This is a genomic window from Pseudoalteromonas sp. CNAT2-18.1, assembly GCF_022347865.1.
GTDB classification, from domain to species: Bacteria; Pseudomonadota; Gammaproteobacteria; order Enterobacterales; family Alteromonadaceae; genus Pseudoalteromonas; species Pseudoalteromonas ruthenica.
In genome coordinates this window covers 464,038-482,593 of record NZ_JAKRFR010000001.1, presented here as the reverse complement: position 1 = coordinate 482,593, position 18,556 = coordinate 464,038, and the positions used below count along the sequence as shown (strand labels likewise).

The following is an 18,556-nucleotide window of genomic DNA, read 5'->3' as shown; positions in this document are numbered from 1 at the left end:
CCTCAAGTCTAAGATGGCGAGTTACAGGCTACAGACCTGATCCCAATCGGCGCTGCTACCCGGCTCAGCAGATGTCCACCACTTCGCCTTATACACAGCATTACCGTTGACCATTAAGTCGCCACCCGCAGCATGGCTAGGGTTGCCGGCGTAGTCACTTTGTGGCCAGTTAGGATAAACGGGGATATCGGCAATCGCGGTGCCTTCACACGTACCATCGCCGCTGCCATTGCCACCGCCAGTGTCGCCGCCGCCTGTTCCTGGCTGGGCATCAGGAAGGTGCGGGTATTGCGATTTAAAGGCATAGGTTTTGCCATTTTTCTCGATGGTAAAGTTTGCAGGACCGGTAATAGGCATGTAATACATTACCTGCGCATTCACCGTGTCACCTGGAGCAAAGGCTTTCTCTTGTCCGCCCCATTCGTTGGTCAACGTGATTGAGAAACGGTGGAACTCATTCTCAAAACCACCGATATTGTTACCTGCTGCATTCGAGCCATTGACGTCGACCGCCATGCCCAATTTCTCTTGTGCGTTCCAGTTAGACTTGAAAATGGCAGAGGTCGCCACTGGCACATCGAAAGAAATCTTGGCACCACTTAAATCAATGTTTGAGTTGTTAGTGAAAGCAAAGGTTGGAGCAATCGGGTAGTTGTCATCACCCACTGGAAAGTCCTTGGCTTCAAAGCTCACATCAACCGCTTCTGTTGGCACTACAAAATTAGTATTGCCTTGGTCAATGCTGTACGGCACGCCGCTTTGATTAAACTGATTATAAGCAAGGGTAGTGAGCGTTGAGCCCATGAAGTACTCGCCCTTGGCCTGGTCATAATCATAGTCACCCGCCAATTCCCAGAACATAATGCCACCAATGCCTTGATCGATAACGTATTGCACTTTAGTGGCCATTGATTCCTCGTCTTCCATAGACAAGAACACATTCTTATCGGCATTCCATAACCATGGCGCAACGGCCACGTTGTCATAATGACGCGTGTAGGTGCCAATCAGCTGATCATCTGGATCGGTTTGTGGCGTTAGGCCATAGGTTGCGCCATAGCTTGGGTAAATACCGTTTTCTAAGTTCTTGGCATGCCAAAGAGGGTTAGAGCCTGCTGGCATTTCTTCGCCATTGGCATCTTTATCGTGCCAAAGGTTATCAATGCCAATGGCACCGTTACCGCATTTGTTTTGCTCGCCAACGCCCGTGCCTGCTGGACACTCGCTTTGGTTCGGCAGCGCCGCCTGGCCCCACAATCCATTGGTGCCACCTTGTACGTCTTTAAAACCACGGGTGTAATAAGGAATACCAATATTGATACGCCCTGCCGCTAGCGCGCCACGGAAATAGCGTACCGCCCAATCGGTGTTCAAATAGCCAATGCCTTCGAACTCCTTGGTGCTGTATACATTCCATTGTGCCAACTCCGAGTCTTCACCGGTGTCGTACAATGCCGCATTGTGCCCGACATGAGAGTTCCACGCGCCGTGCAAGTCGTAAGACATAATGTTGACGTAATCGAGGTATTTAGTGACCTGGAAGGTCTCCATACCCCGCAGTAGGTAGCCCGATGACGGTGAAGCAATCGTGAGCATATAGTGCTGACCATCTTGTTCACCCGCTTTATCAAGCTCTTCACGTAGCACCTTCATCAATTCTTTGTAAGATGCATTGAGACTAGCGCGCAAAGGGTTGGAGATAGCAAAGTCATCTGGGTGACCAGAGTCCTTCATTGACGATGGGTATTCGTAGTCAATATCCACACCATCGAAGTCGTAGGTACGAACAAATTCAACCGCACTTTGTGCGAACGCGGCAATACCTGCGTGATTAATTGAGCCATCAGCATTGGTGGTCATAGTGTAGAAGCCACCGCTGTTGACACGGTTGCCATTTTCGTCAAAATAACCGCCAGTTTCAGCCCAGCCACCAACAGAGATCAGCGTCTTCACGTCTGGGTATTGTTTCTTGTACTTGTTAAGTAGGTTGAAGTGACCTTTGTACGGCAGGCTTGGGTCCATTTCAGCGCCCGGTTCACCTGGCCATTCCATGTTGGTTGCTGGATTGCCTGGGGCACTGGGATTGCCGATGGACAACTTATTGTTGGCATCAACGTGTGCGAAGGCATAGTTAATATGGGTAATTTTATCCCATGGAATATCGTCAACTAAATAACTAGGTTGCTCATTGGCGCCGTTACGCCAACTGGTAAAGTAACCGATGATACGACGAGGGTGATCTGGGCCCATTAGCTCACGGCCGTCTTGATCATAAATAGTACAATACGGCGTGTTCACTCCCGGCGTTTGGTATAAACCTGCTGGGCGACAAGCGTCAACGCCAGTTCCTGGCTCAGATACATCTACCACATTGATCACTTGAGTGGCCGTCCCCGTGGCCCCTTGATCGTCAGTCACATTGAGTACGAATTCAAATTGCCCCGTTGCTGGAGCCTGCCAAGTGTAAGCTTCACTGGCGTTTGCTGAACTCAGCACTTGGATGCCATTCTCACTGAATGTCAGCGCGGTGACTTGGCCATCGCTGTCTGTGCCGCTGAGAGTAAAGTTCAAGCTATCTCCCACCATCACTTGCGTGGGCAGATTAGCAATTTGAATGCTTGCGCTTGGCGCTTCATTCACGGGGGTGCCGCCGCTTACGCTAACAGCATTAGCAAGAGCTGTAGATAGCGCGCCCTGATCGTCTGTAGCCACAGCGCTTATGGTCGCATCGCCAGCTACAGCTTGCCACGTAGTGCTAAACGGCGCGGTAGCATCAACCGCGATAGATTGATTATTAACGAAGAATTCTACCTGGCTAACTTGACCATCACTATCACTGGCTGACGCCTCGATGATAACGCTGTCATTTTCAGCAAATTGACTGCCTGCAGCGGGGCTCAACGAGGTGACCTCTGGCGCCTGGTTGACAGCGCTGTCACAAGCACCCAAAAGAGTCCAGTCTTGCCATTGTCCAGAATTCTCCACAGGGTTCGTTTGCGTCCACCAGTTCGCCTCATAGGCACTGTTTTGGGCCTGGACTTGGCTTCCGCCAACGTAAGCGTCACCACTTTGCCACTGGGCTAAATTGCTGCAATCAACAGCAAAAGCACTGGCGCTGCTCATACCTAAGCTGGCAAAACACATCGCCAGGGCGCTGCGTTTAAAGCCGCTTTCGCGCATACTTTGTTTACTCATTTTGTTCTCCACGACGTAAGGTTTGTTGCGTTATTTTTATAACAATATATTTACAATGCTTTTAAAACTTATCACACCTATCCGGCTCTTCAAGCAATAGTCGACCACTTTTTAGACGTTTTAGTTCTAGAAGAACCGTTTGTTTATTCGAATAAATTGCTAAAAACTGGGGTAAGCATGCCACTTTATTCATTCAGTTTTTTGTAAGTTTGTACCTCAAAGCCGCGTGGAGTCTAGCAATCACAAAATGAACAAAAGATTAACCTTTGGTAAACAATTAGAGTTATATTGGGTACATATTTATTTCGTCTAGTTTATAACCAAAACAGTTTTTTAATAGCTTTGATGATAGAAAATGCAAAGAGTTATGCTATTTAGAAATATGACATTAACGTCAACGTTAATGCTTCTGCATACGTTGGTGGTTTTTACTTGCCGTTCACAAGCACTGGGTAAAGGGTTGACGGGGGAGTTAAGAGTGACACGTGTGCTAGCAGGTTCACCGCCATAAGCGTTACTCAGGCGGTGATAGGCCTAGTCAGCACGCTAGCGCGCTGACAGTTAGGTATTAATCATGTGAGCGAGAGAAACGCACCACCAGCTCACAGAGTTCATCTGATACAGTTGTTAAGCGAGTAATAGCTTGTTGCGCTTGATCCGAGCTTTGCTGACTATCATCAGCCAGGCCGGCAATACTGACCACTTGCTGGTTAATATCCTCAGCCACATGAGCCTGCTCTTCAACAGCCGCAGCCATTTGATTCGCCATGTCGTTAATGTTGGCCACCGCCTGAGCAATACCACTGAGTTTTTCGGTGCTTAGTTGCACTTCATCAAGGCCTTGTTGCGACTCTTTACGCCCTTGCTCAGCAATAGTGACCGCCTGCTCACTGCGGCTATTGAGCTCGCTAATGATCCCCTGGATCTCCCCGGTCGATTTCTGTGTGCGTTGTGCAAGTTGCCTTACCTCATCAGCTACCACCGCAAAGCCTCGGCCTTGCTCACCAGCACGTGCCGCTTCAATCGCCGCATTGAGTGCCAATAGATTAGTTTGCTCAGCAATTTGTTCAATCATTTGCGCCGCTTGCGCAATCAAGGCTGACTGCTCTGAGACCCCTTGTACCGAGTCACCGATTTGCTGCACCGTGTGCCCCAAGGTTTCAATAGATTGACGAGTTTTATCTGCCACTGCAGCACCTTCTGAGGCTAAATCATTGGCCTCGCTGGCTTGCTCAGAGGTCAGTTGTACATTTTGTGATACTTCGCCAATGGTGGCCGTCATTTCGTTCATAGCCGTGGCGACTTGCTCGGTTTGCTGATGCTGAGCGTCTATTTTCTCTCTCGCATCGACCGACATGGAATAGCTGCTGCTGGCATCTGCAGCAACACGGTTCGCGGCATTATCGATACGCGTTAAGATGGTATTTAAATGCGCCCTGTCTGATTTCACCGCTACGCTTAAACGCCCCAAAGGGCCACCATGATCGCAGTAGCTTTGCACCGCAAGTGGGTCACAGAAGCGATCGCCTATGAGTATGTCTAAGCGTTTTTTCAAACGCACCCGAGAAAAGGTATTAAATCCGGCAAACACTAATACACTCACTAAGGCCACCGCCTCGGCGGCGACAGTATTGCCACTTAGGAAGATAATGAAAGCGACTGCGAGGGCAAGGCCCAAGGCATAAAATTCAGTATTGTTAGGCAGCGTGAACGTGCTTTTATTGTCTCTGATGCGCGCGTAAAGTGCCTCTGCGCGGGCAACATCCTCACGTCGTGGGCTGGTGCGTACCGATTCATACCCTACTACTTTACCTTGTTCGGTAATCGGCGAGACATGGGCATCAACCCAGTAGTAGTCACCATTCTTACAGCGGTTTTTTACTAGCCCCATCCACGCTTTACCTTGCTTTAGGTAACCCCACATTGTTTTAAACGCCGCAGGTGGCATATCGGGATGGCGGACAATATTGTGAGGTTGGCCAACCAATTCGTCGCGGCTAAAGCCACTGATATCGACAAACGCTTGGTTACAATCAAGGATAGTGCCGTTTAAATCAGTGACGGAAATGAGCTTTTGCTCGGGAGGAAAACGCTTTTCACTAGCGGTGATGGGTTGGTTATTTCTCATTAATGATTCCCTGTTACGACGCCCGTGCCATGCTGCACGTATAAAACTCTATATTAACAAAAACTTATACTTCATAGATAGCATTTGCTTGGCAAAAAAATAGCAGCTGCGATACTAAACAGTGATGGTGTTGTAAGCTGCTGTAATTTATTACTTAGTTCAGTCTAGTTAAGCTCTGCGCGAAATTGCAAAGAATTCGCTGGGTACAGAGCCGTTGTCGGTCAGTTTTGCATAAACAATACATCTTATCGGTAAGTTGTTTACCTTTGTTCACCCTAGGTAAATTATTGCGTAGACGCATTACCCAGGAATGTGACATAATAGCGACAAACTCACCCTAAAGAATTAGTTTCAACAGCAGCAGTTTGTAGCAACCTATTAAAGGGCTTACCCAGCCGCACATCGTCACTTGGTTTAAGTTAATTGGCAGTATTACTATTGACTAAATGTAAATTTGTTTTCACTGTGGTTGTTGCTCTGGTTGTCTCGGGTTTAATAGCGCAGCCTACAAGAGCAGTTGCATCAACCCACTACGAACAGTCAATCGCTTTTTATTACGGCGAAGTTGACTCCGTGCGCGAGCTTATAAGCTATCAGCGGGTTGTGGTGTCACCGGAGCAGCTGTCAAAACGCCAGTTACAGCAATTAAAAAATGCCAATACGCAAGTGTATGCATATCTCAGTGTAGGGGAATACCTAGGCGTAGATACCCGGCTTTTAGACGCCGCAAGCATGGGCCGTAACAGCGCCTGGCAAGCCGAAATTATGGATGCGGCATCACCTGTGTGGCGTCAACATCTGCAACAGCAAACTGAGCGCTATCAACGCCAGGGATTCAGCGGTGTTTTTCTCGATACCTTAGATAGTTATCAACTTGCACTGCCTCGCGAACAACATGCCTCGCAACAACAAGCGCTTGTCTCGCTCGTCGATAATATCGCCACATCACTGCCGGTGATGCTCAATCGCGGCTTTGAATTGGTCGACAAGCTGGCCCAGCCGCCGCAAGCAGTGGTCGCCGAATCACTGATGTACGGCTTTGATATAACCAAGAATGACTATACTCGCCAAAACGATAGCGATATCCAGTGGCTTCGCACCAAGCTTGAGCACATTGAGGGCTTGGGCATTGAGGCCATTGTGATTGACTACCTGCCAGCAGGTGTAGAAGCCAGAGTCGCGGCAGCAAAAGAAATCGCAGCTTTAGGCTTCACCCCCTATGTCAGCGACGGCTTATTACAGCAGTTTGGGGTTTCTTTGCACTACCCTGTTCGTCGGCGAGTACTGGGGGTCTATGACTCAAGCGTAGTGCTAAAAAAGCAATCTGCTTGTCATAAATATTTAGCCACCTTAATCGAGTATCAAGGCTATGTTCCCCAATGCATTGATATTCGTGACAGTCGCCTTGCACAGCTTGACTTGAATCGGTTCGCCGGCGTCGCGTTTTGGCTCCCCCAAGCCAGTTATCAGCATTTAGATGCTCAACAGCTGCTACTGCGCAGTATTTCTCAGCGGCCAACCGTTATTATCGGTGAGCTTCCCGATGATGAAGCCTTGTTAGCGCGCCTAGGGATACGTGAAAACGGCAGTTACATCGGCGCGCTTGAAAGTAGCGGAGCCAAGCTCACCTACCCCATGCCCCATGCTGCGCCCAAACAATTTCCTCGATATCAGTTAATGGACTCGCGCACACCGGCGCTAGTGAGCATTAATGATAGCCAAGGCAATACGGGCGTGGGCGTAGCGCGTATGCCCTGGGGTGGGCTGTTTCTTGAACCTCTGACGGTCCAAGAGTTAATAGGCGACCGCAACCGTTGGCCACTAGAGCCATTTGCGCACCTAATGCCACTGTTTTCCCTTGCTGCTATTCCGGTGCCCGATGTCACCACCGAATCCGGGCTACGCATCGTTACCGCGCACATTGATGGCGATGGTTTCCCCTCAGTCGCTTGGCTTCCTGGGCGTCCCTATGCTGGCGCATCAATACTCAATAATGTGCTGAAAAAATCGCCCCTCCCCCATACGGTTTCAGTGGTTGAAGCGGAAGTTGCTCCTCATGGCTTATACCCTGACATTGCCAGTGAACTAGAGGAAATAGCGCGGCAAACCTTCGCGCTTGATAACGTTGAAATTGCTTCGCACACCTTTAGCCACCCTTTCTTTTGGGACGACCGTATTGATGCGAAAGAAAAGCTCTATGGTGATTCCTTACCGATCCCCAATTACACCCTTGATTATGACCGTGAAGTGTTTGGCAGTGTGCGTTATATCAACGAGCATCTAGCCCCTAAGCATAAGCAAGTAGAGGTGTTCTTGTGGTCTGGCATGGCCGACCCAACCGCTGATGTCATCGCTAAAACCAGGCAACTCGATTTATACAACGTCAATGGCGGCAACACCTATGTACTCAACGACAACTACTCTATTGCCCAAGTATATCCACACCTAAACTGGTATAAAGACGGCATTCAAGTCTACGCTGCGGTGATGAACGAAAACCTCTACACAGAGCTGTGGACTGAAAATTACCGAGGCTTTGCCCGTGCCAGCGAAACCTTTGAATTACTCGGTACGCCACGACGCTTAAAGCCTGTGAGCATTTATTACCATATGTATTCCGGGGTTTACCCTGCTTCTTTAGGCGCATTAGATCACCTCTATGATTGGGTAGAGAAGCACGAATTAACACCACTGTACTTAAGCGAATACGCCCACCGTGCGCGCACGCTTTATGAAACTGGGGTGGCTCGCGCCATTGATGATGATAACTGGCATATTACCAGTACCGGCGTGAAATCGTTGCGTATCGCTAGCAATCAACTGCCAGATGGTGACAGTGAAGGCATCGCAGGGTTCACCCCAGGCCCGGATGGCAACTACATCACCTTAGTACAGCCACGCTCAACTTTATCGCTTAGCCAAGGCGATGCGGCGGCGTTTTCTAACCGTGCCTATTTAGCTAAAGCCAACGCGGTGATTGAACACTGGCAGTGGCAAGGAGCGAGGTTACGCTTTACGGTGCTCGCTCATCGTGATTTGCAACTAACGTTAACTAATGTCGCTTCATGCCAAGTAAATAAGCTCAGCGACCCCGCGCTTACGCTTGATAAAGCTGCTAATCAATGGACAATTCGCAGCACTCAGCGTGGACGCTACCATGTTGAGCTCTATTGCCCGGGGCAGGGTCAATAACGATGAACCCGCCAGCGCGTATTCACACCAAGGGCGACCCTCGCGGCGACAAGCGTATCGTGTTGATGAGTCGTCGTGCGTTGATCACCCTTGCAACGGTAACGTTGGCGCTGTTGTGGATACTGCAACCCAATCGCGCTCTGCTGATTGATATGCTTGAAGACGCGCAAGACCCCACTGTGGCCATCGCCTTCTTGAACGTACTTAAAAGCAACCAAGTACCGAGTTTAAAACTGGATTTAACCCTCGCAAAGCAACACTTCAAGCTCGATCAATATCATCAAAGCTTGGCCCAGCTAACACCGCTGACTAAATTTGCCGACTCCGCTTTACTTACACAAGCGCAAACGCTCTACGCCGACAGCCTACTGCGACTGATACAGCGCCAAGACCCAACGGCGCGCAGACAATTAATCGATTATTTAAACGCCCTAGTGCCAGAGCTTAACTCATCACAACGCCAACACTTTGCCAGCTATGCCTTGCAAATAGGCGAGCCTCGCCTTGCTTATCAGTTGCTAAGTCAACAACAAGGTGAACATCAGGCTTTATTGTCTTTAGCGTTGCAGGCGGGGCTTAAAGAGCGGGCTATTTTTCACAGCCAAGCCTTGTACGAGCAACAACCTTCAGATGCGCACTTTGAGCAGTTACTTGGGTTATATAGCGCCCAACAACACTGGCAACAAGGTGAGGCGCTTATTCGCCGTCATCAGCATCAGTGTGACAACACCTGTTTGCAGTTGAGTATTAATTTTTTACGGGCCGCCAACAAGCCAACGTTAGCAGCCCAATTAAGTGCGAGTAAGGCCCAACAAAGTACTGATCCCGCTGATTGGCGCCAAGCCAGTGAACGCTTTGCTGAGGTGGGTGATATTGAACAAGCCGCAGTGTGGCTTGCTAAAGTTTTGAGTGTTGCACCTACTTTATCCGATAAGCGCCAACTTCATGATTACTATCTTTGGCTGGGCGATACCGCCAGTGCGCTGGTACTTGCAAAGCAAATTATTGCCACGCAACCTGACAAAGCACTTCTGTGGCAAGGCGTCAGTGAAGCTTTAGCAGAGAGTGACCTATTTGCTTTGAGCGACTTTTACTATCAGCTAGCACTCAAAGACGAGCTCGATGATAGCACCCTTAAACAATGGGTCGACTTCAGTGACAAAGCCCTAGGCGCACAAACGACCCTCACGCATTTGCAAACGCTGCATCAGCGCTTTCCAGCTCGAGAGTTTTATTGGTTCCAACTCGCGCGTTTTTATAATTTTGTCGGCGCACCAAAGCAAGCCACTGCCTTGTGGGCAACTTTGCCGCTTGAGCCGACATACGACTACATCAACTTGAATTACTTTGCGCAAAGCTTTGTCGCGATTGGCGAGGTAGATAAGGCGCTGATGCTACTTTATCGATACAGCGATGAAGAAGCCCTAGATGTAGAGCAGCTTACCAACTTACAAGAGCTGGCGACCTATATTGCAAACAGGCCATTGCAACAGCGCTTTCAGCGTGCTCGTGTGTATCGAGGCGATACCAGTTTGGACCCCTACTTACTGATTGCCACCCACAATAAGCTCGACCAACAAAGCCTAGATACCTTGTGGCTTTATTATGCGCAAACAAAAAGCATTGTGGTGCTCAATCACCTCCTAGAATATGGCCTCAGCGAGCAAAATGCAGCACTGATAAAACGTGCCAGCGACGCCTTAACAGCCGATCACAGTGGCGACAAACGCTTATCCGTGCAGCTATTGCGCGTGCGTTTAGCCATGTATAAAAAACACCATACTCGCGCCAAAGAGCTGCTAAGTACATTACTCACCCAGTACCCGCATAACCCGAACGTGCAACAAAGTGCATTGTGGCTGGCGATAGACAGTCAAGACACCCCATGGCTGCGTGAGCTGTACTGGTATTTAGCACCACACAACCAGCAAACTGCGTCCATGTATCAAGCGTTAGCTTATGCGGCGCAGCAACTGGGCGAATATACTCATGCTGATAGCTGGTATCGCAAGTTAGATAACGCCAAGTTAAGCACCGCCGCTGATAAATTAGCCTGGGCATCGCTGTTGCAAAACCAAGGTGCTTTAGCGCAGGCTCAACGCTTGCGCGTACAAGTGCTCACACAATTAAGTGCTGAGCTTCGCGCCCTCCAAGACGGCGAAATCAGCTACGTATCATTGCTACGCACCTTAGTATCGCCCGCCTATGCCAGCGCACAGCTCAATTGGCATCTGCACCAAGGCAACGGTGGCGCTGATATCAATGCCTTGTTTAGCGACCCAACGCTTGGGGCCTTGCAAAAGATAGCCTTGTTACAAGCCCATCAAGTCATTGCTTCCGAGCAGTTCAATGACAGCATTTTATTGTCTTTAGCGCTGGCACAGCACAACCACTCGCAAGCGCGTACTTTGGCTTACCAATCAACAACACTGACCGCCACTGAGCGGGCCACAGCACTCTCGCAATTAGGTGATAATTTTGCCGCATGGCAACTGGGCCAACAAGCCCTTAATAGTGGTGTCGCCAAACAAGATTTAGCACCATTGCAACGCTTTTTAGCTGTCCAACACGACCGCCATGCTCATGGTGTGCGTTTTGAACACAGCCAGCTTGATACGTGGCAGCTAAGCACAGAGCAGCTTAGCTATTATCGTCCTTTAGGCGATGGTCATATGGCGCTTTCTTATCAATATGATAGTGGCGACCCCGCCTCAACCCTAATCGATCATTACCAAGACCAGAGTGTGAATCTAGATTGGCGGATACGCGCTCGACCGCGTTGGCAAGACCTGCACTTTGGTATTGCCATTAGCGAGCGCGATACCAACACGGTATTCGGCCACCACGCAAGCGCAACGTGGCAATCTGATAGACGCCTAAGCCACACCCTGAGAGTGCGTCACAGCATGCCCTCGCAGCAAAGTGAAAATCTCTACATGTTCGGCAATGAGGATAGGCTCGCCTATCAACTGAGTTGGCAGCCAACGCGCTACGAGCAAGTAAATATAAATATTTCGCGGGCGCTATTTCATTCCGATTTTGGTGAGCCTATCGGTCAACAATGGCAAAGCAGCGTGCGTCTGAGTGAGCAATTCAACTTTACTCCAAGTTGGCAGGTGTATGCGCAATATGACCACCAGGAGAACACCTTGGACGAGCGGCCATTACAGCGATTAACAGCACACTTGCAGCGCCCAGAGCTAGTTAGAGCTGTGGATTTTCTAACCCCTAAATACCGACGTTTAGCGTTGGGCCAATCGTTGCTGCGTGGTGAAGTCTCACAGCCTGGACGAAACACCCCAGGTATGCGCTATTGGCTTGATACTTCCGTGGGTTATAACTTTATTGAGCAACGCGTCGATTATTCGGCTAACGTAGGGCTGGGTGTGCAAGCATTTGGCAATGATGAATTTTTCATAAAGGGTGTGTGGCAAAGTGCCGACCAAAATGGCCGTGAGAGCTTAACACTCAACGTGGGATACTTTATCGACTTTTGATGTGAGGATAAAATGATGAAAACAATAATGGCATTGGCTTTGGCCTTCATACTCAGTGGTTGCGCAACGCACTATGCCGGTGAAAGCCCGACGCTCAGCGCCAATCAACAGGTCTATATTATGCCCTTGGCAAATCAGTCAAATATGCCCATGGCGCAAGCTCAGGCTGAGCAACTGCTGGCATCTGCACTTGCTGAGCAAGGGTTGAAGGTAACACTCTACCCCAAGCAACAAGTAGGTGATTTACAGGCGAGCCTAGAGCCTGCCCAGCGTAATAAAGAGGCGCAGCGGTGGCTGAGTGAACAGCAGCCGGGCTATGTGGTATCTGGTTCAGTACAAGAGTGGCAATACAAGTATGGCTTAGATGGTGAGCCGGCTGTGGGGCTGACACTGACCCTTGCAGATAGCAGTGGCAATGAGCTTTGGCGTGGTTCCACATCAAAAACAGGATGGGGCCGTGAGTCGCTCTCGCAGGTCGCACTTGAGGCCATCGATACCCTGATTGATGAACTAGACTGGGATTAGTCGCGCTATGCCTCACAGTAAACGTCGTGGCCTTAATGCCGTTATCAGGCGCCTGCTTTTTGGCAGTGACCACCAGCCTATCGCCTGGTTTGAACTGGTTTTAATCACCTTTATTGCCCTGAGCATCTGGGTGTATCAAGCCAGCCTCGCTCATGAACACGCCACTGATTACTTCTATTGGCCGATGTTGGGACCCCTTGTCATCGCCCTGCGCTACGGGTTTGGTCGCGGAATGATGAGCTTCGTGCTGTTACTTGTGAGTGTCGGTGTGGTCGATAATTTTATCGCCACCGAAGTATCGATTAGCCTATCTGTGTCTGTGGGCACAGCAGTGGTGACCATGTTGGTGGGCGAATTTCGCGATCACTGGCATGATATCAATCAGCGCTTTGAGCTAAACCACCGCTATATGGAACAAAAGCTAAAAAGCTTTACGCAAAATTACCATTTATTGAAGATATCCCACGACCAGCTTGAGCAGCGCGCGGCTGGCAAACAAATGAGCCTACGCACTGGCATTCAACTACTCCAACAAGCGGCCTCCGGCCATGCAGAAAACCGTCTTGCCAACCTGGCCCAAAAAAGCCTCCTAGTATTTGCTGATGTGATTACCATGTATCAAGCAGGTTTGTACGAAATACGTGACGGCAAGCTGGTGCCCGGCGCACTGGCCACCATTGGCAGTGAGCATGCCCTTATCGCTGATGATTTAATGCTACAAGATGTGTACACCTCTAAGGCTGTACTCTCTCCGGCGAACTTTATCGACAGCGATGAGTATAATCTCAATTATCAGTTGGTGATCCCCCTCGTTGATGTCAGCGGCGAGCTGCAAGGGGTGGTGCTTGCAGAGAAGGTCAAGTTTGTGTCCCTCACGCAAAGTAATATTGCCCTGATTGCATTACTGGCCGGTTATATTGCCAACTTTATGTCACACCAGTTGTTCGCACCCATTCTCAAACCCGAACAACGCCAGCTGTTCCGCCAGTATTTGGAAAACCAACTGTGGTATAAGCGCCATTACGGTGCAGATAGCGCCATGGTGGTGTTTTACGACAACAGTGAAGCGCAACACCTCGATTTAGAACATGTTACCGATTTTCGCCGTGGTGCCGATATTTACTGGTCTTGCGAGCGTGAAGATGGCCGCCAAGCATTGTGCGTGCTGTTACCGATGACCACAGTGATGGAAGCTGAGCAATTTGTGCAGCGGATCCGCAGCATCCTCGCCAATAATGCCCCCCTTGCCGAAGGCGATTTAGACGTATTTGGTCCGCTGTTGGTATTTGAGCAATACCAGCAAGTAAATACCTTGCTCGAAGACTTAGGAGCGTTCGATGAAGATTTGGCTGATTCTTCAAACGATTCTCTTTGAGTCGGCAAGCCTTTACCTACTCGGCGAGCAAGACCTTAGTTTGCTCGGCTGGTTGGGTTATGCTGCCAGCCATGGCGCCGCTGCGGGAACCTTCACCTTAGTGTGTTGGCTGGCGCTGCCGCGACGCTACAAACAACCCGTTATCGGTGCCATTACCTTTATTTTTGTGATTGCGTTCAGTATGCCGATGGTTGGTATGCTGGGGTTGGCGACGATTTTTATCGTCGCCTTGTATTTCCCGAAGAAAAAGCAGCCAGCACTATGGGAGCGCTCCGAAAGCTTGGAATTACCCCTGCACCCAGAGCAACTTGAACAAAGCCAGTTTGGTGCCGCCGCACTGAAAGATATTTTGTTGTTTAATCCCTCCGACGAGCGTCGCCTGATTGCGGTCAATGCCTGTCGCTTTTTACCAGAGCGCGTGGCGGTGCCGTTGCTTAAGTTAGCGCTGACCGATAAGGTCGATGACGTGCGTTTACTTGCCTACGCCGCCATCGAAAAAATAGAATTTGGTATCAACCGCAACATTGACGCATTGAAAAACAAACTAAGCGAAGGCGCACAAGCCTCGTTGCATTTTCAAATTGCTGAGCTGTATTGGGAGCTATGCTACCTTGGCATCGCTGAAGGGCCACTGCGCAATCACTATTTAGAGCAAGCGAAAAGTTACCTACTGCAAGCCGAAGCCCTCACCCCTTCACCGCGCAGTGAGTTACAACTCGGCCGGGTGCTGCTGGAATTACAAGAGTATGATTTAGCCACGCAGTATCTAGAAAAAGCGCGTCATCGCGGCCTGTTATTAAAACAAGTGGCGCCCTATTTAGCCGAGGCCGCTTTTGCTCAGGGCGATTACGACCATGCCGCTTTATTAGTCAGTCACCTGCCCACCGAGCCCGGTGATGCGCTAAATGAATTAAGGGAGTTTTGGCGTCGTGAAGCGTATTGATGTGTGTTTATTGTTAGAGGGCACGTACCCTTACGTGCGCGGCGGTGTATCAAGCTGGGTGCATCAGCTGATCAGTGGCCTTAGCCACCTTAACTTTTACCTTGTATTTATAGGCGGAAGCCGCTCTTTTTATCAACAGCAGCATTACACCTTGCCCGACAATGTGGTCGGCATGGAGACCCATTACTTGATGGATAAAGACGGCTTGCTGGCACCGCGCGCTCGACGCGGGAAAAAATCCGCCTTCAGCCTTTGGCAAAATGTCATCTCACGTTTTAAAAACCCAGAGCAAACCTTAGATGGTGAGCATTTACAAGGCTTGTTGGCTAACTTGGGTAAAAAGCATGGCCTAAGTTATGATGACTTTTTATACAGCGAGCGCTCTTGGGATGTGATTGTTGATCTGTATTTCCAACACGCGCAAAACCAATCGTTTGTGGATTACTTTTGGACCTTTCGCAACATCTACAGCCCCTTATTCACCTTAGTCAAAGTGGCTGAAAACCTCCCCCCTGCGCGGCTATTTCACAGTATTTCGACTGGCTATGCGGGGTTTCTCGGCGCCTTGGCGAAACAAAAACAGCAGATGCCTTATTTATTAACCGAGCACGGTATTTATACCAAAGAGCGCAAAATCGATCTCACTCAAGCAAGCTGGATCAAAGACCGCCACAGTGCGCTGGACACCAGTATCCATAAAAAAATGGAGCAAACACGGCAAACCTGGATAGATTTTTTTGAGCAATTAGGGCGTACCGCCTACGACCAAGCAGATAGCATTGTCGCTTTGTATGAAGGCAATAGACAGCGGCAAATAAAAGACGGCGCACCGGCCGATAAAACTGGGGTGATTGTCAACGGTATCAGTATGGAGCGCTTCAGTGAGGCCTACGCCAAGCGACCGCAACAGGCGCCTAAAGTCGCGGGGTTAATTGGTCGCGTGGTGCCCATTAAGGATATTAAAACCTTTATTCGTGCTATTCGTGTGGCCCTTAATAGCGAACCAGAACTACAAGGGTGGATCATTGGCCCCACCGAAGAAGATCCAAGCTATGTTCGCGAGTGCGAACTGCTGGTTAATAGCTTGGGGCTGCAAGACAATGTGCTGTTCTTGGGCATGCAAAATGTTGCCGAAATTCTTCCCAAACTTGGCGTGTGTATGCTCACCTCCATCAGTGAGGCGCAACCCCTGGTACTACTTGAGGCCATGGCTGCAGGTATCCCTTGTGTGGCCTCAGAAGTTGGCTCATGCCGCGAAATTCTCGAAGGTATGAACGAACACGACCAACAACTTGGGCGCTGTGGCTATGTAACAAATATAGCCGACCCCAACCAAGCCAGTGAGGCCTTGCTGGCGCTATTGGAAGATGACCAGCGCTGGCGAGAAATGGGTGATAACGGCTACCGCCGAGTGCAAGCATATTATCAAGAACATACGATGTATGAGCGCTACCAAACGCTGTATGAGGAGCATTTAACATGGCAGGAATAGGCTTTGAGCTACGCCGAATATTAAAGAAAAACACCCTGCTCTCTTACCTCGAAGCATACGGCTTGGCAGCAGTTGTGGGCTCAGGGCCCTGGGTGCTATCCATTTTAGCGCTGATGATCATCGGTATGATAAGCATCGGTCGAGTGTTCCCCAACACTCTGATCATACAGTACCTAGTGCTAGTCACTTACATGATGGCTGGCTCCCTGATCCTCAGTGGTATGTTCCAACTGCTACTAACACGGTTTATCTCCGACCGGCTATTTGAAGGCAAAGATCACAAGGTAACGCCAAATTTATTAGGCTGCATGTTACTTGTTTCGGTGCTTGGCACAACCATTGGTATTGCGGTACTGGCCAATACATCGTTAGATGCAGCAGTGAAAATGGCGTTGTTATGCGGCTTTGTGGTGCTGTGCAACCTGTGGTTAATCATCGTATTCCTAAGCGGTATGAAGCAGTATTATCGGATTGTAGCTACCTTGGCGATTGGCTATACGCTGATGGTGCTGGCTTCATGGTTACTGCCACCTTACGGTATTTTGGGGCTATTGATGATCTTTGCCGCGTGTCAGGGGCTGATCACCTTTGTTTTGCTCTTTTTTATTTTACGCAATTACAGCGCCGGTTCGCTTATCGCCTTTCAGTTTTTAAACCGCAAGCAAGCTTTTTACTCGCTCGCATTATGTGGGTTGCTTTATAACTTGGGAGTGTGGGTAGATAAATTCGTATTTTGGCTACACCCCGAGGTGTCTTTTGCCGTTATCGATATGTTCCGCGCCTCATATATCTATGATTTGCCAATCTTTATCGCGTACCTCGCCATTATTCCTGGCATGGCGGTGTTTATGCTGCACATGGAAACCGACTTTGCCGCCTCAAACGAGCGGTTTTACCAAACGGTGCGCGAAGGCGGCACCTTGGAGTCGGTGTACTTACTTAAAGACCAAATGGTATTGCACTGCAAAGACAGCTTATATCAAATTTTTAAAGTGCAAGGGATCACCCTCGCGTTGCTGCTGTTGTGGAGTGAAGAGATTCTCACACTGCTGAAAATAGACCTCGCGTATCTACACTTACTGTATGTCGATTTAGTCGGCGTGTCTTTGCAAGTTATTTTGATGGCCATACTCAACGTCATGTTTTATTTAGATAAACGTTATCAGGCCACGGCCTTGGTGACGGTGATGACCCTCGCCAACTTGATGCTCACCGAGCTCTCCATTCAGCTTGGGCCTGAGGTCTATGGCTACGGCTTTGCTTTAGCCATGCTGATCAGCACCGTCTTGGGGTTAGTGATGCTAAATCGTCAGTTTAACCGCCTCGAATATGAGACCTTTATGCTGCAACGCTAATAAGTAAAGCCCTCATTGCTCGCTACAGCTAAAGCGATACGCGTCATTCAATGCCGTGGGCAGCACCAAGGTGGAAAAGCCCAGCGGCTCGGTTTGTGCACAGACTCGTTGCAGCTCACCGCTGCCGACCTCAGCCACCGACAAATATTCCACGTGAAAAACCGCCTTTTTAGCATCAACAAAAGGGGCTAGGCGTGCACACTCATTAAAGCGAAAGCACGATTCATTGACCGCAAAATCAAAGTAAGGCTCCAAGGTTTGCGCCAAGCCAACATTGTTTTTAAGACCCACATACAAGCCGACCGAGCGCGCATACTCAGCAATAAACTGGCTGTAATTAATGCTGTTCTCACGAGTGAGTGCAAAACCGGTGTTATTAATGTGACCATCAACATTATCCGGCTCCACCGCATCACAGCCTTTGGCGGCGGCCAAATCCATGCGCGCACGCATGATAGCGCGGACATTGCTACTGCGCGTGTCCAACCAACGCTCATTAGCAAAATTGGCCAAAGTATTGCCAAGCTCTGAGTCTAAAAACTCGCCGGCATCCTCACGGTAAGATTCATAACTTCCGGCTGAAAAATAACAGATGACGAAGCGCCCTTGCTGTTGGAGGCTGGCAATAGTCTCGGCTGCGGTATTAAACAAATCAATGTCGTAAGCGAATACATCGTACTCGCTATTGAGCGCCCCCAATAATTGCCATTGCCATGTACTACCTTGCGGTGGATACGGCGGCGGCCCTGCAGGCGCTTGTGAGTCGGAGCTTGACCCACCGCAGCCCACCAACATACCCATACTTAGCAGCAATGCACTGCTTAACCGTCTTATCATTGATGACTCTCTTTTCT

Annotated in this window: 10 protein-coding genes; 7 read left to right on the top strand and 3 right to left on the bottom strand. The window is 49.5% G+C overall.

Annotated elements, in window-relative coordinates; translation table 11 throughout:
• Positions 1 to 21 precede the first annotated feature (21 nt).
• Positions 22 to 3,195, bottom strand: coding sequence for a glycosyl hydrolase family 18 protein (locus MHM94_RS02065; RefSeq protein ID WP_235418623.1), 3,174 nt, complete (start codon positions 3,193 to 3,195; stop codon positions 22 to 24).
• Positions 3,196 to 3,763: 568 nt separating this feature from the next.
• A complete protein-coding gene (locus MHM94_RS02060) occupies positions 3,764 to 5,323 on the bottom strand; it encodes a PAS domain-containing methyl-accepting chemotaxis protein (RefSeq protein ID WP_235418622.1) in 1,560 nt (519 codons plus the stop codon).
• A gap of 573 nt (positions 5,324 to 5,896) precedes the next feature.
• On the opposite strand from MHM94_RS02060, the gene MHM94_RS02055 reads away from it, so the two are divergent.
• The 7 genes from MHM94_RS02055 to pelG are packed head-to-tail and all read left to right on the top strand — an operon-like array spanning position 5,897 to position 17,702.
• The gene (locus tag MHM94_RS02055; RefSeq protein WP_239348333.1) at positions 5,897 to 8,515 is read left to right on the top strand and encodes an endo alpha-1,4 polygalactosaminidase; all 2,619 of its coding nucleotides are present in this window, start codon (positions 5,897 to 5,899) and stop codon (positions 8,513 to 8,515) included.
• Positions 8,516 to 8,517: 2 nt separating this feature from the next.
• Positions 8,518 to 12,012, top strand: a complete 3,495-nt coding sequence (locus tag MHM94_RS02050; protein ID WP_235418619.1) for a tetratricopeptide repeat protein — start codon at positions 8,518 to 8,520, stop codon at positions 12,010 to 12,012.
• A gap of 12 nt (positions 12,013 to 12,024) precedes the next feature.
• Entirely contained in the window at positions 12,025 to 12,537 is a 513-nt protein-coding gene (locus tag MHM94_RS02045; protein WP_235418618.1) for a hypothetical protein, read from the top strand.
• Positions 12,538 to 12,544: 7 nt separating this feature from the next.
• The gene (locus tag MHM94_RS02040; RefSeq protein WP_235418616.1) at positions 12,545 to 13,912 is read left to right on the top strand and encodes a PelD GGDEF domain-containing protein; all 1,368 of its coding nucleotides are present in this window, start codon (positions 12,545 to 12,547) and stop codon (positions 13,910 to 13,912) included.
• Positions 13,875 to 14,855, top strand: a complete 981-nt coding sequence (locus MHM94_RS02035; protein WP_045980607.1) for a hypothetical protein — start codon at positions 13,875 to 13,877, stop codon at positions 14,853 to 14,855. The genes MHM94_RS02040 and MHM94_RS02035 overlap by 38 nt, the downstream gene beginning before the upstream one ends.
• On the top strand, positions 14,842 to 16,347 hold the full coding sequence (gene pelF, locus MHM94_RS02030) for a GT4 family glycosyltransferase PelF (protein ID WP_235418615.1): 1,506 nt from the start codon (positions 14,842 to 14,844) through the stop codon (positions 16,345 to 16,347). Before MHM94_RS02035 ends, pelF begins: the two co-directional genes overlap by 14 nt.
• Positions 16,335 to 17,702 (top strand): exopolysaccharide Pel transporter PelG, encoded by a 1,368-nt coding sequence (gene pelG, locus MHM94_RS02025; RefSeq protein ID WP_138548388.1) that lies wholly within the window; start codon positions 16,335 to 16,337, stop codon positions 17,700 to 17,702. Before pelF ends, pelG begins: the two co-directional genes overlap by 13 nt.
• 12 nt (positions 17,703 to 17,714) lie before the next feature.
• Here the strand turns inward: pelG and MHM94_RS02020 are convergent, their stop codons facing one another.
• Entirely contained in the window at positions 17,715 to 18,539 is an 825-nt protein-coding gene (locus tag MHM94_RS02020) for an endo alpha-1,4 polygalactosaminidase (protein ID WP_235418614.1), read from the bottom strand.
• Positions 18,540 to 18,556 lie beyond the last annotated feature (17 nt).

Bases quoted from the DNA above. Each gene is read 5' to 3' on its own strand.
- MHM94_RS02065 (WP_235418623.1), bottom strand. From the start codon at position 3,195: ATGAGTAAACAAAGTATGCGCGAAAGCGGCTTTAAACGCAGCGCCCTG.
- MHM94_RS02060 (WP_235418622.1), bottom strand. From the start codon at position 5,323: ATGAGAAATAACCAACCCATCACCGCTAGTGAAAAGCGTTTTCCTCCC.
- MHM94_RS02050 (WP_235418619.1), top strand. From the start codon at position 8,518: ATGAACCCGCCAGCGCGTATTCACACCAAGGGCGACCCTCGCGGCGAC.
- MHM94_RS02045 (WP_235418618.1), top strand. From the start codon at position 12,025: ATGATGAAAACAATAATGGCATTGGCTTTGGCCTTCATACTCAGTGGT.
- MHM94_RS02040 (WP_235418616.1), top strand. From the start codon at position 12,545: ATGCCTCACAGTAAACGTCGTGGCCTTAATGCCGTTATCAGGCGCCTG.
- MHM94_RS02035 (WP_045980607.1), top strand. From the start codon at position 13,875: ATGAAGATTTGGCTGATTCTTCAAACGATTCTCTTTGAGTCGGCAAGC.
- pelG (WP_138548388.1), top strand. From the start codon at position 16,335: ATGGCAGGAATAGGCTTTGAGCTACGCCGAATATTAAAGAAAAACACC.
- MHM94_RS02020 (WP_235418614.1), bottom strand. From the start codon at position 18,539: ATGATAAGACGGTTAAGCAGTGCATTGCTGCTAAGTATGGGTATGTTG.